The 21,707-nt window shown below is 67.5% G+C and carries 15 protein-coding genes and 1 riboswitch; of the genes, 10 read left to right on the top strand and 5 right to left on the bottom strand.

Going from position 1 to position 21,707, the window contains the following annotated elements:
* Nucleotides 1-115: 115 nt before the first annotated feature.
* From GOC52_RS00835 to GOC52_RS00825, 3 genes are all read right to left on the bottom strand, one after another.
* Nucleotides 116-1,132, bottom strand: coding sequence for a 3-oxoacyl-ACP synthase III (locus tag GOC52_RS00835; RefSeq protein ID WP_010487115.1), 1,017 nt, complete (start codon nt 1,130-1,132; stop codon nt 116-118).
* Between the two features lie 102 nt (nt 1,133-1,234).
* A complete protein-coding gene (locus GOC52_RS00830) occupies nt 1,235-1,552 on the bottom strand; it encodes a DUF4156 domain-containing protein (RefSeq protein WP_005407628.1) in 318 nt (105 codons plus the stop codon).
* A 202-nt stretch (nt 1,553-1,754) separates the two neighbouring features.
* A complete protein-coding gene (locus GOC52_RS00825; RefSeq protein ID WP_191850441.1) occupies nt 1,755-4,604 on the bottom strand; it encodes a M16 family metallopeptidase in 2,850 nt (949 codons plus the stop codon).
* A gap of 415 nt (nt 4,605-5,019) precedes the next feature.
* On the opposite strand from GOC52_RS00825, the gene GOC52_RS00820 reads away from it, so the two are divergent.
* Together GOC52_RS00820 and GOC52_RS00815 are read left to right on the top strand one after the other, a co-directional pair.
* Nucleotides 5,020-5,496: an XAC0231 family protein gene (locus GOC52_RS00820; RefSeq protein WP_049435448.1), complete on the top strand. Its 477-nt coding sequence runs from the start codon at nt 5,020-5,022 to the stop codon at nt 5,494-5,496.
* Between the two features lie 68 nt (nt 5,497-5,564).
* Nucleotides 5,565-6,044 carry a tRNA (cytidine(34)-2'-O)-methyltransferase gene (locus tag GOC52_RS00815; RefSeq protein WP_043400685.1) on the top strand — a complete coding sequence of 160 codons (480 nt, stop codon included), beginning with the start codon at nt 5,565-5,567 and terminating at the stop codon, nt 6,042-6,044.
* A gap of 235 nt (nt 6,045-6,279) precedes the next feature.
* On the opposite strand, the gene GOC52_RS00810 is transcribed toward GOC52_RS00815, so the two are convergent.
* On the bottom strand, nt 6,280-7,443 hold the full coding sequence (locus GOC52_RS00810) for an acyl-CoA dehydrogenase family protein (RefSeq protein WP_043400717.1): 1,164 nt from the start codon (nt 7,441-7,443) through the stop codon (nt 6,280-6,282).
* 257 nt (nt 7,444-7,700) lie between these two features.
* Here GOC52_RS00810 and GOC52_RS00805 point away from each other — a divergent pair, with 257 nt between their 5' ends.
* Both GOC52_RS00805 and GOC52_RS00800 read left to right on the top strand, forming a co-directional pair.
* On the top strand, nt 7,701-9,377 hold the full coding sequence (locus GOC52_RS00805) for an electron transfer flavoprotein-ubiquinone oxidoreductase (RefSeq protein WP_019338386.1): 1,677 nt from the start codon (nt 7,701-7,703) through the stop codon (nt 9,375-9,377).
* 65 nt (nt 9,378-9,442) lie between these two features.
* A complete protein-coding gene (locus tag GOC52_RS00800; RefSeq protein WP_019338385.1) occupies nt 9,443-9,844 on the top strand; it encodes a c-type cytochrome in 402 nt (133 codons plus the stop codon).
* Here the strand turns inward: GOC52_RS00800 and GOC52_RS00795 are convergent.
* Complete coding sequence (locus GOC52_RS00795) at nt 9,838-13,434, bottom strand: ATP-binding protein (protein ID WP_191850439.1); 3,597 nt, start codon at nt 13,432-13,434, stop codon at nt 9,838-9,840. The genes GOC52_RS00800 and GOC52_RS00795 overlap by 7 nt on opposite strands.
* Before the next feature lie 74 nt (nt 13,435-13,508).
* On the opposite strand from GOC52_RS00795, the gene GOC52_RS00790 reads away from it, so the two are divergent.
* From GOC52_RS00790 to GOC52_RS00765, 6 genes are all read left to right on the top strand, one after another.
* Complete coding sequence (locus GOC52_RS00790; protein ID WP_010487129.1) at nt 13,509-14,147, top strand: response regulator transcription factor; 639 nt, start codon at nt 13,509-13,511, stop codon at nt 14,145-14,147.
* Between the two features lie 378 nt (nt 14,148-14,525).
* Nucleotides 14,526-15,296 (top strand): hypothetical protein, encoded by a 771-nt coding sequence (locus GOC52_RS00785; protein WP_191850437.1) that lies wholly within the window; start codon nt 14,526-14,528, stop codon nt 15,294-15,296.
* A gap of 111 nt (nt 15,297-15,407) precedes the next feature.
* Nucleotides 15,408-17,399: a peptidoglycan-binding protein gene (locus GOC52_RS00780; RefSeq protein ID WP_191850435.1), complete on the top strand. Its 1,992-nt coding sequence runs from the start codon at nt 15,408-15,410 to the stop codon at nt 17,397-17,399.
* 246 nt (nt 17,400-17,645) lie between these two features.
* A complete protein-coding gene (locus GOC52_RS00775; protein ID WP_005411889.1) occupies nt 17,646-18,053 on the top strand; it encodes a glycine zipper 2TM domain-containing protein in 408 nt (135 codons plus the stop codon).
* Between the two features lie 128 nt (nt 18,054-18,181).
* Entirely contained in the window at nt 18,182-19,306 is a 1,125-nt protein-coding gene (locus GOC52_RS00770; RefSeq protein ID WP_049410037.1) for a phosphotransferase enzyme family protein, read from the top strand.
* Nucleotides 19,307-19,349: 43 nt separating this feature from the next.
* A riboswitch (TPP riboswitch) is annotated at nt 19,350-19,445 on the top strand.
* A 70-nt stretch (nt 19,446-19,515) separates the two neighbouring features.
* A complete protein-coding gene (locus GOC52_RS00765; RefSeq protein ID WP_191850432.1) occupies nt 19,516-21,705 on the top strand; it encodes a TonB-dependent receptor in 2,190 nt (729 codons plus the stop codon).
* Nucleotides 21,706-21,707: the final 2 nt, after the last annotated feature.

Raw genomic sequence — 21,707 nt, 5'->3', positions numbered from 1 at the left:
CGCGGTGTAGAGCCGAGCCGATGCTCGGCTGCTCTCCGGTCCGCTGCGGAAGAGCCGCGCTGCGCGCGTGAGCCGAGCATGGCTCGGCTCTACAGGAGGTCGGGCAGCGGGCTGCTTACCAGACCACTTCAGCCATCGAACAGTTCAGGCCGGAACCAATGCCCAGAAGCGCGATGCGATCGCCCTTCTTCAGCTTGCCCAGCTGCTTGAGCTTGCTCAGCACGATCGGCACCGAGGCCGGGCCGATGTTGCCGTGCTCGCCGAAGATGGTCATGACCTTCTTCGGGTCGATGCCGAAGTTCTTGATGAACGCGGCAGTGTGCGGCTGGCTGACCTGGTGGATCACGAACTGGTCCAGCTCTTCCACGGCCCAGCCGAGTGCAATCTTGGCGGCGCTGAAGGTCTTCTGCGCCAGCTTGATGCCTTCGATCAGCAGCAGGCGGGTATCGGTGACCATGCGGTCCAGGTTGCCCAGGCACAGCTGGTTCCACTCGGTGGCCGAGCGGGTCACGCCGCCCTTGTAGCGCGGGGCGTCCGGCACCAGCTCCGAGCGCGCCATCACCATGGCCGCAGCACCCGAACCGGTGGTCAGCGCCGCCAGCTCGTTGCGGAAATCGTCAGCGGTGACGTCCGGGGCGGTCATGCGCTCCAGGGTCTTCTCGTACACCAGGTTGGCGGTCTCGCCATCCACCACCAGCGCGTAGTCGATATCGCCGCGCTCGATCATGCGCGCCGCGATATCCATGCCGTTGATGAAGGCCAGGCAGGCATTGGCGACGTCGAAGGTCATGCATTCGTCGCTGACGCCGAGGTTGCCGGACACGATGGAGGCCGTGGACGGCTCCAGGTAGTCACGGCTGACCGATGTGTTGACCAGCAGGCCGACCTGGGTCGCGGTGATGCCCGCGTCTTCCAGTGCCTTGCGGCCGGCCATGGTGGCGGCGTCCGACGCCAGCACGCCGTTGTCCCACAGGCGGCGGGCATGGATGCCGGCGATATCGCCGAGCACGTCGGTGCGGATACCGAGGCGATCCAACGTCGGCTGCAGGCGTTCGTTGATTTCCTTGGTCGTCAGCGTATGCGGCGCGTCGACGTGTGCCAGGCCGGCGATCGAGACATTCTTGAAGAGCATCGAGGTTAGCGCCAAGGCTCAGGCAAAAGGGGGCGCTATTCTATAACCCCCGGGCTTTCACCGCATCTTTACGAATTCAGCCTTGCCCGTATGGTGAAGCGTTCAGCGCGGCGGGCACTGGAAGGCGGCGAAGCGCTGGCTGCCATCGGCCGGGGCCGCAGCGGCCTGCACGGCATTGGCGCCGGCGCTCGGGGCCTCGTTGCGGGCCAGGGTTTCCAGCTCTTCCTGCACCCGCAGCGGGTTGCGGTTGTAGAAGCCGACCTTGCTCTTCACGGTGACCACCACCTCGCCCTTGGCGATGCAGCCGGCGGGAACCGGGCCTGCCGGCAGCACGCGGGTTGCCTTGCCGGCCGGTTCGATCGGCACCCAGGTACAGGCGGTGACGGTGAGCAGCAGGGAGGAAAGCAGCAGAACGCGCATGGGCAGATCCTGGAAGGGTATGGGGGGATTCTGCCTGAACAGCCTGAATCGGGGGTAGCCGGGGGTGGGGTCGGATCCCCCGGTAGCGCCGGGCCATGCCCGGCGAGCGCACAGCGAGGCATGGCTGGCCGCCGGAAAGCCGCCGGGCATGGCCCGGCGCTACCACGGGAGACCTGCCCGCCGTGGCGGGCAGGCACATCCCTTATTTCTTGACCGGGTTGCCTTCGGCATCGATCACCGTCACCTCGCCCAGGTTCAGCGCACGCACGGCCGCTTCGGTCTGCTTGAGGTCACCCACCACCACCCAGGTCAGGGCCTGCGGCTTGATCTCGGCGGCGGCCTGCTGCACCTGCGCCGGGGTCATCGCCTCGATCTCGGCCTTGCGGCGCAGCACGTAGTCGTCCGGGCGCTTGAACTGCACGATCGAACCGATGGTCGACGCCACCGCGCTGGCGGTCTCGTAGGCACCGGGCAGGCTCAGCGTCTGGATGTTGCGGATGCGGTTCACCTCGTCGGCGGTGGCCGGCTTGCTGCCATCGGCGAACGCGGCGATTTCCTTGCGCATTTCCGCCATCGCCGGACCGGTCTTGTCGATCTGCACCGGCGCGCTGGCCATCCACGGACGCTGGCCCACCGAGTTGACCGCGCTGCTGCGTGCACCGTACGACCAGTGCTTGTCTTCACGCAGGTTCATGTTCAGGCGCGAGGTGAAGTCACCGCCGATGACGCCGTTGGCGATGTCGAAGCGGGTCGAGCTGGCAGCGCTCGAAGGCGCCACCACCTGGCCGGCGAACAGGTTGGCCTGCACCGCGCCCGGCTGGTCGATCAGGAACACGCGCGGGCCCTTCGGCAGCGCTACGTCGGTGGCCGCCTTCACCTGCGGGGCGTCGCCACTGGCCTTCCAGTCGCCCAGCTGCTTGTCCAGCAGCGGCACGATCTCGGCCAGGGTGGTGTCACCGACCACGATCAGGGTGCCGTTCTGCGGGCGCAGCCAGTCGTGGTGGAAGTCGACCAGGTCTTCGCGGGTCAGGCCATTGATCGCCGCTTCGTCACCGCTGCCGGTGAACGGAATGGCATACGGGTGGCCCTTGCCGTACAGCAGCGGCGGCAGCACGCGCATCGCCACCGCACCCGGGTTGACCTTCTCCTGCTGGATGCCGGCGATCCAGCTCGCCTTGACCCGGTCGATCTCGCCCTGCTCGAAGCGCGGCTCACGCAGCAGGTCGCGGTACAGCGCCAGCGACGGTGCCAGATTTTCCTTCAGCGCCGACAGGTCCACGCTCATCGAGTCCAGGCCGGCCGAGGCATCCAGGCTGGCACCCAGCGCGTCGGCGGCATCGGCGAAGGCCAGCGAGCCGAGCTTGCCGGCGCCTTCGGTCATCAGGCTCATGGTGAAGTTGGCGGTGCCCGGCTTGCGGCCCTGGTCGGCGCTGAAGCCGCCCGGGAACTGGTAGCTGAACTGCACCACCGGAATCTCGTGGCGCTCGGCCAGGATCACCTGGGTGCCGTTCTTCAGCGTGGCGCGCTGCAGCGCCGGGAACTTCAGCTGCGGGAACTCGCGGGTCTGCGGCACGCCGGCCTTGCGGTCGACCTGCTCGGGCAGGGTGCTGTACTTGGGGTCCACCGCCGGCACGTTGAACGGCTTCGGCGCCTGGCTCGGCTCTTCCTTCAGCGCCACGCGCTCACCCGGTGCGATCACCAGGGTGTGGCTGCCCTTGTCCAGCCACTGCGCGCCCAGCCGGCTCAGATCAGCAGCACTGGCCTTCTCGATGTTGGCCAGCGAGGTGCGGAAGCAGCCCGGGTCGCCGGTGAACACCGCGCACTCGGCCAGTGCGTCGGCCTTGCCGCCGAAGCCACCAATGCGCTCAATGCCGCGGATGAAACCGGCGCGGGCACCGGTCTTGGCGCGCTCCAGCTCGGCCGCGGTCGGGCCCTGCTTGATCAGGCGGTCCAGTTCCTCGTCGATGATCTTCTCGACCTTGGCCGGGTCCTGGCCCTGCTTGACCGTCGCCATGATCACGAAGTTCGAACCCAGCTGCGACGTCGACAGGCCCGACGCGATGCTGTCCACCAGCTTGTCCTGGTGCTGCAGGCGCTGGCTCAGGCGCGAGGACTTGGCACCGCCCAGGACCTGCGCGAACAGTTGCAGCTGATCGACATCGGTGGTGCCGACCTGCGGCACGTTCCAGGCGCGGTAGATGCGCGCCTGCGGCACCTTGTCGGTCATCGTCTCGCGCGTGTCGGCGCTGCGCTTGGCCACGTTCACTGCCGGCTGCGCCATGGTCGGGCCGGCCGGGATGGCGCCGAAGTACTTGCCGACCTTTTCCTTGGCGGTGGCCAGGTCGATGTCGCCGGCCAGCACCAGCACCGCGTTGTTCGGGCCGTACCAGGTGCGGAACCAGGTCTTCACGTCATCCAGCGACGCCGCGTTCAGATCGTTCATCGAACCGATCACGCCGTGGTGGTACGGGTGGCCAACCGGGTACAGCGCCTTGTTGAGCTGGTCCCAGGCCTGGCCGTAGGGCTGGTTCTCGCCCTGGCGCTTCTCGTTCTGCACGACGCCACGCTGCTCGTCCAGCGCCGCCTGGTCGATCGCACCGACCAGATGGCCCATGCGGTCCGATTCCATCCACAGCGCCATGTCCAGCGCGGTGGTCGGCACGTTCTCGAAGTAGTTGGTGCGGTCGGTATTGGTGGTGCCGTTCTGGTTGGTGGCACCGACCTGCTTGAACGGTTCGAAGAATTCGCCGTCGTGGTTTTCGCTGCCCTGGAACATCAGGTGTTCGAACAGGTGCGCGAAGCCGGTACGGCCAGCCGGCTCGTCCTTGCTGCCCACGTGGTACCAGACATTGACCGCGACGATCGGCGCCTTGCGATCGGTATGCACGATCACGCGCAGGCCGTTGGGCAGGGTGAACTGCTCATACGGGATATCGACCTTGGCCGGTGCGGCCGGCTTGGCCGCCAGCGCATGGGAAGGCACAAGCGTGCCCAGGGCGGTGCTGAGGGCGACGGCCAGCAGTGCAGCGCGCGGGCGAAGGGCGAGAGACATATCCGGATCCTTGGTCACATAGGTGAACCCCGATCCTAGCCTGCGCACGCAGCGGCAGGAATCGGCCAGCAGTCACTGGGGGTGTTTGCCCCTGTACCCCATCCGCGGCGCCGATCTGCCCTGCCTGACCCGTCACAGGCGCCCGCCAGGAACGTCCGGACAGTGTCCGCAGCGCATCGAATGGACAGGTGTCCGCCCACCGGACACTTTCCGACCCGAACAAAACCCTTGCAAATCAACAACTAAAAGTTGGCACGAGGATTGCTTGGTACTTCCTGCGCCAGGAAGGGCTTCAGACGAAAGCTGACTGAAGACTGAACAAATGCAGGAAATCGAAAATTTCCCTTGCATGCCCAGAATTGGTGTACTACCTTACTACCACACCACTGATCACAAACACTAAACAGGCCCCGTCATGAACGCCAAGACCATTGCCATCGCCATCGCCCTGATTGCCGGCACCGCGGTTGTTTCGTCGGTGCAGGCCTCCGAATCCATCAAGACGCTGTCCACCGTGCAGGTCCGCCCGGCCGCCGACCAGCTGGCCCAGCAGGCCTGGGAACAGGCCAGCGGCATCCCGACCCTGGCCACCGTGGAAGTGCGCCCGAGCGCCGACCAGCTGGCCGAGCGCAACGGCTACGTCGCCACCCCGGTTGCGGCCGCGATGCCGATCACCACCCTGGCCTCGGTGGAAGTGCGCCCGAGCCTGGAACAGCGCGTCGCCCTGGCCGCCGAAATGGAAGCCCAGCGCTACGCCGCGACCCTGGCTGCCGCCGCCACCAACGTCGCCAACTCGGTCATCGTCAACCTGCCGGCCCTGCAGGTGCGTCCGAGCGCCGCCGACCTGCAGGCCCTGGCCACCGAAACCGCCCAGGTCCTGCTGCGCCCGTAAGCGGTGCCGCCCTGCCAGCGCAGGGCGTGCGCCGTAAAGGCAGCCGCCGTCGCAGGTACACTGCGCCGATGAATGCCGCGCCCCAGTTCCACGTGATCCTGTTCCAACCGGAAATCCCGCCCAACACGGGCAATGTGATCCGGCTCTGTGCCAACACCGGCGCGCAGCTGCACCTGGTCGAGCCGCTCGGCTTCGCACTGGAAGACAAGCAGCTCAAGCGCGCCGGCCTGGACTACCACGAGTACTCGCGCCTGCAGGTGCACCCCGACCTGGATGCCGCGCTGGCGCGGATCGCACCAAAGCGGTTGTTCGCCCTGAGTACGCGTGCCAGCGTCCGCTATGACAGCGTGGCGTTCGAAGACGGTGATGCATTCCTGTTCGGCCCCGAAAGCCGCGGCCTGCCGCAGGACGTGCTCGATGCCCTGCCCGATGGCCGCCGCCTGCGCCTGCCGATGCGGCCGGACAACCGCAGCCTCAACCTGTCCAACACCGTTGCCGTGGTGATGTACGAAGCGTGGCGGCAGCACGGGTTTGCCGGCGGCGTGTAACGCCGCAGACCGCTTGTGGTGGGTGCGGACCTTGGTCCGCACAGATGTTTGGCCGCGCGCTGAAGGAATGTGCCAACCAAGGTTGGCACCCACCAAAGGCAGGTCCAGGGGACTGCTGAGAACTTCCGGTGGCTGTGGGCTGCTTCTGGTGGGTGCGGACCTTGGTCCGCACCGATGCCCGGTCGCGCGCTGAAGGAATGTGCCAACCAAGGTTGGCACCCACCGGAACCAGGTTTCAGAACGCGTTGATGCCGGTCAGTTCGCGCCCGATCACCAGCTGGTGCACGGTCTCGGTGCCTTCATAGGTGATCACCGATTCCAGGTTCAGCGCGTGCCGGATCGCCACATGCTCGGTGGTGATGCCAGCCCCACCGAGCAGATCGCGACACTCGCGGGCGATGTCGATGGCCATGCGGCAGTTGTTCCACTTGGCCAGGCTGACCTGCTGCGGCTGCAGCTGGCCGGCTTCCTTCAGCCGGCCCAGTTGCAGGGCCAGCAGCTGGGCGGTGGTGATGCGGCGGGCCATCTCGGCCAGCTTGATCTGCGCGCTCTGCGTCGCCGCCAGCGGGCGACCGAACAACACGCGCTCCTTGGCGTAGCCCAGCGCTTCATCCAGGCAGGCAATCGCCGCGCCGATCGGGCCCCAGCTGATGCCATAGCGGGCCTGGGTCAGGCAGCCCAGCGGCCCCTTCAGGCCCTTCACGTTCGGCAGGCGGTGGCTGTCGGGCACGCGCACGTCATCGAAGAACAGCGCACCGGTCAGCGAGGCGCGCAGGCTCATCTTGTGCTTGATTTCCTGCGTGGTGAAGCCGGCCATGCCCTTCTCCAGCACGAAGCCCTGGATACCGTCCTCGGTCTGCGCCCAGACGATGGCCAGGTCGGCCACCGGGCCGCTGGTGATCCACATCTTGCTGCCGCTGATGCGCCAGTCACTGCCGTCGCGCACGGCGCGGGTCTTCATGCTGGCCGGGTCGGAACCCCCATGCGCCTCGGTCAGGCCGAAGCAGCCGATCAGTTCGCCGCGCGCCATCGCCGGCAGCCACTGCTGGCGCTGTTCCTCGCTGCCATAGGCGTAGATCGGGTACATGCACAGCGAGCTCTGCACCGACACGAAGCTGCGCAGGCCCGAATCGCCGCGCTCCAGCTCCTGGCAGATCAGGCCGTAGCTGACCGCGCCGAGGCCACCGCCGCCGTACTCGGCCGGCAGCGTTGCACCCAGCAGGCCCAGTGACGCGATCTCCGGCACCAGTTCAGACGGAAAACGGGCCTGGTCGAAGGCATCGCCGATGATCGGCAGCACGCGCTCGTTGGTGAAGCGGGCGACACTCTCCTGCACCGCACGCTCTTCCTCGTTGAGCAGGGAACGGACATCGAACAGATCGTACGGATGCAAAGCCATGGCACTCACACGCAGTCAGGACCCGGCCATTGTCGGTCATCCGGGCAGCGCGTGCCGACCAGGGTTAGCCCCCACCAGGGCTGAGGCACTACGCTGCGCTGCAGCAATCGTGCGGTGAACGGCGTCTATCTAGCTCGATCACGCGCGTCCCGGTACCCTGACACATTCAAACAACCGTTTCGCCCGTGGCCGCACGCGCGATTCCCAGGCACCGCCGGTGGCCCCGATGCCGGCCCTACCCACGAGTCATGCAATCGATGAGCGCTGAAGCCAACGCCCTGCCCCCGCGTGAAGTAATGGAGTTCGACGTGGTGATCGTCGGCGCCGGCCCCGCCGGCCTGGCCACCGCGATCCGCCTGCGCCAGCGCGCGATCGAAGCCGGCCGCGAGCTGTCGGTGTGCGTGCTGGAAAAGGGCTCCGAACCAGGCGCCCACGTGCTGTCCGGTGCGGTGATGGACCCGCGCGCGCTGACCGAACTGTTCCCGGACTGGGCCGAGCGCGGCGCACCGCTGAAGCAGAAGGTCACCCGCGACGAATTCCTGTTCCTCAGCGAAACCGGCGCACGCAGCACGCCCAACGCGCTGCTGCCGGAGTGCTTCCACAACGAAGGCAACTACATCATCAGCCTGGGTGAAGTGACCCGTTGGCTGGCGCAGCAGGCCGAGGCGCTGGAAGTGGCCATCTTCCCCGGCTTCGCCGCCGCCGAAGTGCTGTACGGCGACAACGGTGAAGTGATCGGCGTGGCCACCGGCGACATGGGCATCGAGAAGGACGGCAGCATCGGCCCGGCGTTCGAACGCGGCATGGCGCTGCAGGCGAAGTACACGATCTTCGCCGAAGGCGCGCGCGGCCACCTCGGCCGCCAGCTGATCGCCCGCTACACGCTGGACGAAGGCAAGGACCCGCAGGCCTACGGCATCGGCATCAAGGAGCTGTGGCAGATCGACCCGGCCAAGCATGAGCCGGGCCTGGTGGTGCATGCCGCCGGCTGGCCGCTGGACAGCGATACCTACGGCGGTGCGTTCCTGTACCACGCCGACGGCGGCAAGGTCGCCATCGGCTACGTGGTCGGCCTGGACTACAAGAATCCGTGGCTGAGCCCGTTCGAGGAATTCCAGCGCTTCAAGACACATCCGTCCATCCGCAAGCACCTGGAGGGTGGCACCCGCATCGGTTACGGCGCGCGTGCGATCACCGCCGGTGGCCTGCTGTCGCTGCCCAAGACGGTGTTCCCGGGTGGCGCACTGGTCGGCTGCGAGGCCGGCTACCTCAACGCCAGCCGCATCAAGGGCAGCCACGCGGCGATCAAGACCGGCATGCTGTGCGCCGACGCCGCGTTCGACGCGCTGGCCGCCGACCGCCAGCACGATGAACTGAGCGCCTACCCGAAGGCATTCGAAGCCAGCTGGCTGTTCACCGAACTGCAGCAGGCCAAGAACTTCAAGCAGTGGTTCAAGAAGGGCCAGACCGTGGCCACGCTGATGACCGGCGTGGAGCAGTGGCTGCTGCCCAAGCTGGGCGTGCGCAATCCGCCGTGGACGCTGCACCGCACCCAGCCGGATCATGTCTGCCTGGAACCGGCGTCCAAGCACACCCGCATCGCCTACCCCAAGCCCGATGGCGTGCTGACCTTCGATCGTCTCAGCTCGGTGTTCCTGAGCAGCACCAACCACGACGAGAACCAGCCCAGCCACCTGACGCTGAAGGATCCGAGCATTCCGGTGAAGGTGAACCTGGCCGAATACGCCGGTCCGGAAGCGCGCTACTGCCCGGCCGGCGTGTACGAGTTCGTCGGCGAAGCCGACAGCGCGCGGCTGCAGATCAACGCGCAGAACTGCGTGCACTGCAAGACCTGCGACATCAAGGACCCCACCCAGAACATCGTCTGGGTGACCCCGCAGGGCGGCGGCGGCCCGAACTATTCGGGCATGTGATTGCTCCGGGCTGCGACGGCGTGTCGCAGCCCGCCTGCCCCGCAGCGTCGCTATCCTGCCCGCCCATGCGCGCTTTCTGCCTGCCCATCACCGTTGTCGTGGCCCTGGCGGCCACGGCCTGCCAGCGCCCGCCTGCGGCTCCGGCCACGCCGGAACAGGCGCACCAGCAGGCCATGCAGCGCGCGTTTGAACTGTGTGCCGGCTGCCACACCGTACAGCCCGGCGGCATCCACCGCTTCGGGCCGAACCTGCACGGCGTGATCGGTCGTCGCGCCGGCAGCCTGCCCGACTACGGCTACTCCGAGGGCATGCGCCGCGCCGACATCACCTGGACCGCGCAGACCCTGGATGCGTTCCTGCAGTCGCCCACCCACGTGGTGCCCGGCACGCGCATGTACAACGCTTTCCCCAGCGCCGAACGCCGCGCGCTGGTGATCGCCTACCTGCAGCAGCAGCCGGCTCAGTGAGCCAGGCGCTGCAGTTGCTGCTGCAGCCGCGCGACGAACCCCGCCACCGCCTCGAACAACGGCTCCGGATCGGTCTCGGCTGCGTCCTGCAGGCGCTCGACCAGGGCATTGGCCTGCCCGGCCAGCACCGTCGCCCCCACCGCACCCAATCCACCGGCCTGGCGATGCAGGTGCAGTGCGGCAGACATGCGGTCACCGGCCTGCACGGCGCGCCGTACGCCCGCCAGATCACCTTCGCTGGCCTGCAACAGGCTGTCGCGCAGCTGCTCGGCCACCGCGCGCGAGCCGAAGCGCCGCTGCAGGCTGTCCAGATCGGGCAGCGTCCCACCATCGTCGGCAGCGGACTCGGCCAGCTCCTCAAACGACTGTCCCTGCGCCTGCGGCAACCAGCGCAGCAGCGCGGTACGCAGCGTGGCCAGTGACAACGGCTTGGCCAGCACTTCGTCCATGCCGGCCTCACGGCAACGACGCGCATCGTCGTCCAGCACACTGGCGGTCAGCGCCAATACGGTCAGCCGCGGCTGGCCGTTGCGGCCCTCGCGTTCGCGCAGCAGGCGGGTGAATGCGAAGCCATCCAGCACCGGCATCCGGCAATCGGTGATGACCAGATCGAACGGCTCCGACGCCAACCGATCCAGCCCCTGCTGGCCATCGCCGACCAGCACATGCGGCACGCCCAGTTGCTGCAGGCGCCAGGCCATCATCGCCTGGTTGGTCGGATGATCTTCGATCACCAGCACGCGTGCCTCGCGCAGCGCCGGCGGCAGCAGCGCCGCTTGTTCCTGCTCAGCGACCAACGCTTCAACATCACCACTGCTGGCTTCCACCAGCGACAGCCGCACCTCGGCGCGGGTGCCCTCACCCAGCGTGCTGTGCAGCTCCAGCTCGCCATCCATCATCTGCACCAGGCGCTGGCAGATGCTCAGGCCCAGGCCGGTACCACCATGGTCGCGCTGGATGTACGCACCGGCCTGGGTGAACGGCGCAAACAGGTGCTGCAGCTTTTCCGGTGCGATGCCGATGCCGGTGTCGGTGACGCTCAGGCACAGCGGCTGGCTGCCGTCCTCGGCGGTCGGCCCCAGCACTTCCAGCTGCAGCCGCACTTCGCCGCGCACGGTGAACTTGATGGCGTTGCTGAGCAGGTTGAACACGATCTGACGCAGGCGCACACCATCCACTTCGTGCGCGGCCGCCAGCTGCGGGTCGATCTGCACGTGCAGATCCAGCTCACGCGCACTGGCCTGCGCCGACAACAACCGGCACACGCTTTCCAGCAATGGCCGCAGCGGCTGCGGCACCGGTTCCAGGCGCAGCGCGCCGGCCTCCAGCCGCGAGTAATCGAGGATGTCGTCGAGGATCTGCCGCAGCATCTGCGCCGAATCCTCGATCACCCCCAGGATGCGCTGCTGCTCGGCATCCAGCGGCGAATGCGCCAGCACCTCCAGCATGCCCAGCACGCCACTCATCGGCGTGCGGATCTCATGGCTCATGGTTGCCAGGAAACGCGACTTCGCTTCCGCGGCCTGTTCAGCGTCGGCCTTGGCCGCAGTCAGGGCCTCGGCCTGCGCACGCGCCTCGCTGACATCCACCCAGTAACCACTCCAGGTCACCGCACCTGCTTCGGCCGCATAGGGATGGGCCTGGCTGCGCACCCAGCGCGCGCCGGCACCTTCAGGTCGCAGCCGGAATTCCAGAATGAGCGGTGCGAACTGGCGCGCCGCCTGCTCGACCGCATGCAGGATGTGCTCGCGGTCGTCTTCCTCGATGCGCTCCAGCAGGCACGTTGCATCCTGTTCGGCCTGCTGCCGGCTGATTCCGAACAACGCCTGCAGGTCACCGGCAATGAACGGGAAGCTGAGGGTTCCGTCTGCCGCACGGCGCGCCTGATAGACCACGGCGGGCAGGTTGTCGGTGACTTCGGCCAGGCGCTGTTCCAGATGACGTCGCCCGGCCACCTCGCGGCGCAGCCGCCAATGCCCGATGGCGTGCACCAGCAGCGCGGTGAGCAGCACCAGCAGCAGCGGCACGCCCCAGCGCGCCACGCGGGTCCAGTCGAGCCCGTTGCGATATTCGACGGCCAGCCAGTCGCCGCGCAGGGCCTCGCGCTGGCGTGGGGTCATCTGCAGCAGCAGGCGGTCGAAAGTAGTGGCCAGGGCGGCATGGCGGCGCTCGACAGCCAGCACCAGCTGATCGTTGAAGCCAGCCGGTGCGACCACCTGCAGGCGCCCCGGGAAGCGGCTGCGCAGCAGATGGTCAACCACGGCCAGATTGCCTACATAGGCATCGGCGTCGCCATTGATCAGGCGCTGCAGGGCCTGTTCCGCGCTGCGCGCCGCGATGATCCGGGCCTGCGGTGCCTGCTGCAGCACATAGCCACGCACACGCTCCGGATCGGACAGCAGCACCCGCCTGCCCTGCAGGTCGGACAGGCCCAGCAGCGCCGGGCTGTCACGCTGGCTGACGATCACGTTCGGCACGCTGATGAAGGGCTGGCTGAACACCCAGTCCGGGCCCAGGTAGCGCGAATCGGCAGGAATGCCCATTACCGCCTGCAGCTCGCCGCGGCGTGCCTTCTCGCGCACCTCGTACCAGTCATGGCTGTTTTCCACCTGCAGGTTGGCGCCGGCCTGCAGCAAACGCCGCAGGTATTCGCTGGCCAGGCCGCTGGGTCTGCCATCCTGGTCCGCGAACGACAGCGGCGCCGCGTTCGGCGCGAAGCCGATCTTCAACGGCTGCTCCAGTACCCGCTTCTCGGCCTGGCTCAGCGCCAGCTGTGCCGATGCCGACCACCGCGGAGGTGGCAGCCAGCGCTGCACCAGCGCATCGCGCTGGGCCTGGCTGGTCGCGGCCAGCGCCAGGTCCAACGCTTCGGCCAGCGGCTGCTTGCTGTTGGGAATGCCGAAGTGCAGCCGTTCGGGCGGCAGATCGCTGGGGCGCAGCAGCACGACCCCCTGCAGGTCCTCGCGGGCGATCAGTTCGGTGGCTACGTACGCATTGCCGATGTAAACGTCAGCCTTGTCGTCTCTGACCATCTCCAGCGCCGCCAGCGAGCTGTTTGCGACAAGCTGTCGTGCCCGGGGGAAGCGCGCCCGTACCTGCGGGCCGGTCAGGAAGTCCTGCTCGATCACCACCCGCAGTCCATCCAGGTCGGGGATGTCGGAGGCACGCAGGTCATCCGGGCGTCCCACCAGGGCCAGCGGCGCCTCGCCATAGGCGGCGGTATAGACCATGCAGCGGGTGCGGTCGGCACTGAGACCGACATTCATCACCACGTCGATCTCACCACGACATGCCGCATCCAGCACGGATGTCCAGTCGGAATAGCGCCTCGCCTCGACCTTCATGCCTAGCTGACGGGCGAGAAGCGACAGATAATCGGGTCCGAGGCCGACCTGCTGGCCATCACGGAGGGACTCGAACGGCGGCCAGCCACTGTCATACTGGCCCACGACGATGCTCGGATGCGCGGCAACGTACTCGCGCTGCAGCGGGGTGAGCGGCAACGGTCCAGGCACCGCCTGTGCCAGCGCTGCAGGCAACGCCAGCACGGCCAGCAGCAGGACCAGCCCGCGAACAGCCCAGCTACGCATCGGCGTCGATCTCCTAGAATCTGCCAGGAGCCGCGATGGTCGCGGCCCGGCCTGCCCGGTGGTCATACTAGAGCATGAGCTTGCGCATCATCATCGCAGACGACCACCCGGTGGTCCGTATCGGTACCCGCGCCGTCATCGAATCGAGCGGGGTTGGCCGCGTGGTCGGCGAAGCCGACAGTGCACAGGCGCTGATGGCCCTGCTTGGCAGCCAGCCCTGCGACCTGCTGGTCACCGACTACTCCATGCCGGGCAGCCCACAGGCCGACGGCTTCGCCATGATCGGCATGATCCGCCGCCGCCATCCCGACCTGCCGGTACTGATGCTCAGTGTCTCCAACAACCTGGCGATCCTGCGCATGGTGCTCGACAGCGGCGTGCTCGGCCTGGTCGACAAGAGTTCGTCGATGGACGAACTGCCGCAGGCCATCCAGTCGGTCTACCGGGGCCAGCCCTACATCAGCCGAAGCCTGCGCGAGCGGGTCGAGGCCGCCGGCAGCTGGCGCATGCGCGAGGGCGACGGCAAGCCGCTGTCGCCACGCGAAGTGGAGGTGCTGCGGCTGCTGGGCACCGGCATGACCGTGAAGGAAATCTCGCTGCAGCTGCACAAGAGCGTCAGCACCATCAGCCGGCAGAAGGGTGACGCCATGCTCAAACTGGGCCTGAAGGGCGACGCCGAGCTGTTCGATTACCTGCGCGACGGCAATATCTGAGAGCCAGATCACACAAGAAGGGCATCTGCCACCGCCCTCTTTGACCCGCCGCCGATCTGTGCCAAGATGGCCCGGCATGAGTTCTCAATGCGAGGTCGAAGGAATCGACCGGCTCATGTCCTCGCTCCCGTCCCTGGTGGATGGGGTGCGGTTTCCTGCCGGCCGTCTGGCCCGGCAACGCTGACCATGGAGAGGCGCATGCATCATCCCCCCAAGCTACGTTGGACCCTGCCGGTGCGGCCCCTACGCGCATTCGCGGCGTGCCTGCTCGTCTCTCTTTCCGCTGCCGCCTGCAGCGCCGCCGATCCGGCCCCCTCGTCCTCCCAGCCCGGCGCTCCTGCGCAGGCTGCCAATGCGCCCCGACAGGATGTTGCCCCGATGCAGACCCCCACCCCCGATGCCGCCGTCACCCCGCCCGACGCGCCGACCGTCATGTATTTCACCTACCAGGTGGACGGCGATGGCGCGACCTCCTATGAGGTCCAGAACGGCAGCGTGGCGACCTTCTGGTTCGGCCACACCTTCACCCTCGATGGCACCACGTACTACACGGGTTTCTCCTGGGATACCCGCGAGCACTACGGCAAGCCGGGCGAGCAGACGCCGGCCGGTCCGGATGACCGCGCCAACCTCGCCGAGGCCACCTTCGTGCTGGCCGGCACCGACGCCAGGAAGCCATGGAAGTTCCGTGGCCAGGAATGGACCATCGGCGCACTGGGCGCGTACGACAAGGCCGACGATGTCGATACCCGGCGCAAGCCGCTTGAACATCGCACCACCGACGGCCGCCTGCTGCTGGCGGTGCCGACCCGCAGCTTCGACCGCGGCATCAGCAGCACCGGCTATGCGCTGCTGCTGTTCAACCCCAAGCGCAGCGAAGACGACGTGGACAGCAAGGTCTGGCGCTATGTCGGCTCGGTGCGCACCGGTGAGGACAACAGCGCGGCCTGCGACGAAGGCAACGTGATGCCCTGCACCGGCAGCGACGGCGAACTGGCCTTCGCTGCCGAGGGCAACGGCCTGCCGCGCCTGACCGTGACCTTCAAGGGCACCACCATCGAAGGCCCCGGCAAGACCCGCGCCCTGGGTGCCAGCGACGCCGTGCACTACACCTTCGACAGCGCGACCCAGCAGTACGTCGCGCCCTGATAGCACCCGCCACGCGCGGGTTCCCTGTTGACCGACATGTTCTTGACTCACGGATGAGTCCGGTTGGCGATTCGCGGCATGCGCCGCTCCATCAACCCCGAGGAAAACGTCATGGCACAGCATGACTACAGCAGAAAGGAAGTCCTGGACATCGTCGAGCAGGTCGCCCGGCAGAAAGGCATTCCGGTCGATGACTTCATGCGCTTCGCGCACATCGAGACGGGCGGCACCTTCAACGAGCGCGCCCACAACACCTCGTCCGGCGCCAAGGGCCTGTTCCAGTTCGTGCCCGGCTCCGCGCGCCAGTACCACCTGACCGGCCACGAGTTCGACCCCACCCGCAACACCGAGGCGGCCGCGCAGATGTACCAGGACAACCTGGACTCGATGGCGCGCCGCAACGAGCGCACCGGCAACCCGTACCTGTCCGGGGGCAACACGCCCACCGGCCTGGACCTGTACCTGGCCCACCAGCAGGGCAGCGCCGGCTATGGCTCGGTGCAGACCGCCATTGCCACCGGCACCTTCGGCGTGGTGCGCAACAGCCACGGCGAAGAGATCAACATGCGCCGCAACGTGCTGAACCAGATCGGTTCCGACGCGAAGGCGCTGACCGGCCACACCCTGGCCGAGATGCGCGGCATGAACGATGGTGACCTGGCGCGGACGTTCTCCAGCTACTACATCCACAAGTACGCGGCGATCAGCATTCCGGAAAAGAACATCGAACCGCAGGCGGTGGCGCAGGGCCAGGGCCAGACCGCGGCAGCGCCCGCACAGGTCAGCGCAGCCGTAGCGGCCGGTGCTGCCACGTTGGCGGCAACCGCAACAGCCGCTGCCGCGCCGAAGCCGGGCATCGAACTGCAGGCCGCCTACGAGGCCGGCGTGAAGTACGACCACGTCAAGTACGCCATCAACATCCCGGGTCACGCGCTGTACGTGCCGGGCAAGACCGGCAAGAACGTGGAGCAGGGTTACATCGACTGTTCCGGTTGGGTCGGCACGCTGCAGAACCGGACCATGGACGAGATCAACCAGAAGGCCGGGCATGCGGTGTTCAGCAAGGCTGATCGCATCGACCTGGGCAACCTGGGTTCCGGCGGCATCGTGCGCAAGGCGTTCGACCAGTCCGGCGTGCTGCTGGACCGCGACGCGATCCTGAAGCCCGATGCGCTGAAGGAAGGCATGATCATCGGCCTGGATACGGCCAAGACCCGCCATGAGCACTGGAACGGCATCGACCACATTGTGATGGTGGTGCGCGACCCCAACACCGACAAGCTGCTGATCAGCCAGTCCACCGGCAGCAAGGGCGTGCACACCATGCCGGTCGAGGACTACCTCAAGCAGGTGAAGGACCACCCGAACTGGAAGCTGTACGCCTCCGATCCGCTGTCCAAGGCGCGCGACCTGCTGGAAAACCGCACCCAGTCGCACGAGCAGACACAGGGCAAGCCTGCGGCCGAGCACAAGGCCGCTGCCACCCCGCACGCCGAACTGTACAAGCAGGGTGCGCACAGCGAGGGCGTGCGCAGGGTGCAGGAGCAGCTGGGCCACCTCGGCTACGTCGGTGCCGACGGCAAGCCGCTGGTCGAGGATGGCCGCTTCGGCCGCAACACCGACGCGGCGGTGCGCCAGCTGCAGAAAGACAACGGCCTGGTGGCCGACGGCATTGTCGGGGCGAAGACCCTGGAGGCGATCAAGGACGCCCGCGAACGGCCGTTGCTGAACGACGAGCGGCACCCGCGCAATCCATTGTTCATCCAGGCCAGCAAGGGTCTGGAACTGATGCCGGCAGGCACCTTCAAGGATCGCCACGCGCTGGAAAGCGCCGCTGCGGCCCTGACCAAGGAGGCGCATGCCGCCGGCCTGCAGCGCATCGACACGGTGGTGCCGAGCCCGAACGGTGAGCGCCTGTTTGCCGTGCAGGGCACGATCGGTGACCCCGCCGCCAGCCGCGTGGCGGTGGATACCCGTGCCGCCAGCGAGCAGAGCCTTGCGCTCAGCAGTGGTGCCGTGCAGGGTGCGCCCAATGTGCTGCACCAGCAGCAGGATGCCCAGCAGGAGCAGGCCCGGCAGGCACAGAAGGCGATGGGCATCTAAGCCCGCAGCGCCTTGGGAGAGAAGGGAGGGCCACGTCCGCGTGGCCTTTTCCCTTTCTGCCAGCTGAGCGGCCGAGGCCGCTTTCAGCCTCGCTTCATGCCACCTGCCGCTAGATGAATGCGCAAGCCGCACGGTGGACCAGGCAATGTTCCGGCAACGTTGGAACGCCAGCGTGGACACCACGGCAGCCGGGGCGCCCCGCGCCCTCCCTGCCCAGCGTGGCATGCACCTCACAGGAGAACTTACATGCTCAGTACTTCCGCACTCAGCTTCCGTGGTCTGGCGATGGCTCTGGCACTGGTGGCCGGTGTGGCCGTGGTCAGCGATGCCAGCGCGATGTCGAGGAAGGACAAGCGCACCCTGGTCGGCGCCGTGGTCGGTGGCGTGGCCGGCAACCTGCTCTCCAACGGCGATCCTGCCGCCACCGTGGGCGGCGCCGTGGCCGGCGGGGCGATCGGCAACCTGACGACCTCCGACCGCCGCGACCGTCGTTACTACGACAATCGCCGTTACGACGACCGCTACGATCGCCGTTACGACCGTGGCTACTACCGCAGCGGCTACTACGACCGCGGTGACGACCGTCGCTGGCAGCGCGAGCGCTACTACGACAACCGCTACTACCACGACCGCGGCCGCCATCGCGGCTGGTAGGCCGCGCGGCGGCATCACCGCAGCTGATGCACGGACGGGCGGGTCGATGACCCGCCCGTTTGCGTTGGCCGCGTGCATGGCGTTGAATGCGCAGCCTTGGATGTGACTTTCCCCACCGGGGCTGCGGCATGAATTCTTCTTCCCACCGCGTGCAGGGCCTCAACAACGACGAGGTCGCTGCCGACTGGCCACCGATCAGCGCGGCGGACATCGCGTGGCTGCGCCGGCGTTACCCGCAGCTGGGCGAGCACAGCCAACCGCGCTGGCACAGCCCCCGACCGCTGTCGGCCGCCGCCATCGTCGACGGCGTGGACGGCGCGCTGTTCATCAAGCGCCACCACCACAGCGTGCGCAGTGCGGCCTGCCTGGAAGAAGAACACCACTTCATCGCCCATCTCGCCGCCGCCGGCGTGCCGGTAGTACAGGTGCTGCCGGCCACCGATGGCCACACTGCCGTCGAGCATGGCGAATGGACCTTCGAGCTGCATGCGGTTGGCGTCGGTGAGGACCTGTATCGCGACGCGGTGTCGTGGTCGCTGCTGACCGATATCGCGCAGGCCCGTGAAGCCGGACGCGCACTCGCACAGCTGCACCGTGCCGCAGCCAGCTACCACGCGCCCCAGCGCAGCACCCATGTGCTGGTCGCGCGCGACGATCTGATCCGCGCCGACGATCCGGTCGCGGCCATCAAGGCAGGACTGCACGAGCGCCCCGGGCTGGCCCGCTATCTCGCGCGCATTCCGTGGGAAGCGCAGCTGCAGCGTGACGTGTTGCCGTGGCATGCCGGCCTGGCCAGGCGCCTGCGCGACGAGCCGCGGCTGTGGGCCCACAACGACTGGCATGTTTCCAACCTGCTGTGGCGCGATGGGCAGATCAGCACCGTGCTGGATTTCGGCCTGGCCTCGCCCACCAGCGCACTGTTCGACCTCGCCACCGCGATCGAGCGCAACGCGGTGGCGTGGCTGGAGCTGGAGCGCGGCATGGAGGCGGTGCGCATCGATATCGCGCTGGCCCTGCTCGACGGCTACCGCCAGGTACTGCCGCTGTCGGCGGCACGCGTGCACCTGCTGGCCGACCTGCTGCCGATGGTCCATTTCGACTTCGCACTGTCCGAAGTGGAGTACTTCGAAGGTGTCACCGGCTCGACCGCAAATGCCGACGTGGCGTGGCAGCCCTTCATGCTGGGGCACCCGGCGTGGTTCCACAGCGCGCCGGGACAGGCACTGCTGCAGGCCCTGCACGCGGCAGCCTGAAGGGCGCCGGCTCGCAAATCCGTACCATTTGTAGTGAAATGGTCACCTGAAGCGGGGGTGCCTGGATCTGCCAGGCTGAGAGAGTCCCTTGGAACCTGATCCGGTTTGCACCGGCGTAGGGAGCTTTGAGCCGCAGCCACACCCCCGTCATGGGCCGGTGCACCTGCGCGCCGTCGCTTCGTCTCCCTTGTTGTCCGAAGACGAATCGAATGAACCGCTGCCTTCGCCCCACCCTGCTCTCCCTCGCCCTCTGCGCCGCGCTGCCGCTGCACGCCAGCGAGGCCGAGGCGTCCCCTGATGCGGCTGCCAATGGCGCCGAACGCTCGCCGACCGAACTGGCAGCGGTGCGCGTGCAGGCCGGCAAACCGAAGGCCGATACCTCGCGCGTGAACGCCTTCGGTGGCGGCAGCTGGAAGGACACGCCGGCCTCGGTGAACGTGCTCGAGCGCGACTACCTCGATCGCCGCCAGGTGCGTTCGCTGTCCGAGCTGGCCAGCAACGATGCCTCGCTGGGTGATGCGTATGCGCCGGTGGGCTACTACCAGAACATCGCCATCCGTGGCTTCGCGCTGGACGCCGCCACCGGCTACCGCTTCAACGGCCTGTCCATCGCCGGCGAACAGCGCCTGGCGCTGGAGAACGTGCAGTCGGTGGAGATCCTCAAGGGTGAAGCCGGCCTGGCCGCAGGCGTGATGGCACCGGGTGGCATCATCAACTACATCGGCAAGCGCCCGGCCGAAGTGCGCACCGCCACGCTCGGCACCGATTCGGAAGGCTCGCGCTACGTCGCCGTCGATGTCGGCCACTGGATCACCCCGCGCTTCGGCCTGCGCCTGAATGCCGCGTGGGATTCCAGCAATTCCTATGTCGAGCACGCCGATGGCCGCCGCAATTTCTACTCGCTGGCGGCCGACTGGCTGATCGGCGAACGCGGCAAGCTGGAAGTGGATGCCAACTACCAGACCAGCTCGCAGCGTTCGGTGTCCGGCTACCAGCTGCTGGGCGCGCGTGACCTGCCGCGCGGCGTCGACCGCGAGCACCTGCTCGGCTACCAGCCGTGGCAGCGCCCGGTGGATATCGCCAGCACCAACATCACCGCACTGCACACCTACGACTTCAATGACGCCTGGCAGTCGCGCGTGTCGGTCGGCCACAGCCGGTCGGTGATCGACGACAACGTCGCCTTCGCCTACGGCTGCTACTACGCCACGCAATGCGCCGATGGCAGCGTGCCGGGCAACTACTTCGCGCCCAATGGCGACTACGACGTCTACGACTACCGCAGCCCGGGCGACACCCGCCGCAACCAGCAGGCCCGTGCCGAGCTGCGCGGCCGTTTCGAGACCGGCAGCGTCGGCCATGAGCTGACCCTCGGTGCCGACTACTTCCGCCGCACCGTGGACAAGCGCCCCAGCGTCAACGAGTACGTCGGCACCACCAACATCCACGAGGCACCGGTGCCGGTGTTCGAACCGTCGCCGAAGATGCCCGGCCCGTCCGCACGCCGCCTGGACAGCCGCCAGACCGCCTTCTTCGCGCTGGACCGGATCAGCTTCGGTGACGACTGGCAGTGGCTGGCCGGTGGCCGCTTCGTGCGCCTCGACGAGCGCGCCTACGACAAGCGCGGCACCCCGCAGCGCCACAGCCGCCTGTCGCGCTTCCTGCCGCAGACCGCGCTGGTGTGGAAGGCCACCGACCAGTTCAACGCCTATGCCAGTTACGTGCGCGGCATTTCGCTGGGCCAGGAAGCGCCGTTCTGGACCAGCAATGCCGACACCTTCCTGCCGTCGGTGCAGTCGCGCCAGCTGGAAGTGGGCGTGAAGTACGTACCGGTCGAGGCGTTGACCCTGGGTGCGGCCGTGTTCCGCATTTCGCAGCCGTACCAGTACGCCAGGCCGGACAACAGCGACGTGGGCTACACCTTCGTCGAGGAAGGCACCCAGACCCACACCGGCCTGGAGCTGACCGCCAACGGCCAGCTGACCGATGCATTGCAGATCGTGGCCAGTGCCAGCGTGCTGCAGGCGCGTGCGCGCGACACCGGCACGCCGGCTTATGAAGGCCATCAGCTGGTGAATGTGCCGAAGGTGCGGGCCAGCGTGCATGTGGCCTATGCGCTGCCGTTCGTGCAGGGCCTGGATGTCACTGGCGGCTGGCGTTATGCCGGTGCCAACGTCGCACGTGCCGACGGCGGCGTGCGCGCACCGGACTACTCGGTGTTCGACGCTGGTCTGCGCTTCCAGCATCGCCTGCACGAGCGTGCGGTGACCTGGAACCTGTCGGTGGACAACGTGTTCAACCGCTTCTACTGGCGCGATACCGGCAGCAGCGGCGGTGACTACTACCTGTTCCCCGGCGCACCGCGACAGGCCCGCCTGTCGGTGACGTTCGCGCTGTGAGC

The organism is Stenotrophomonas sp. SXG-1 (assembly GCF_014083965.1).
In the GTDB taxonomy this organism is placed as follows: domain Bacteria; phylum Pseudomonadota; class Gammaproteobacteria; order Xanthomonadales; family Xanthomonadaceae; genus Stenotrophomonas; species Stenotrophomonas geniculata.
Note: the sequence above shows the minus strand (reverse complement) of the source record. Positions and strands in the feature narration are given on the sequence as shown.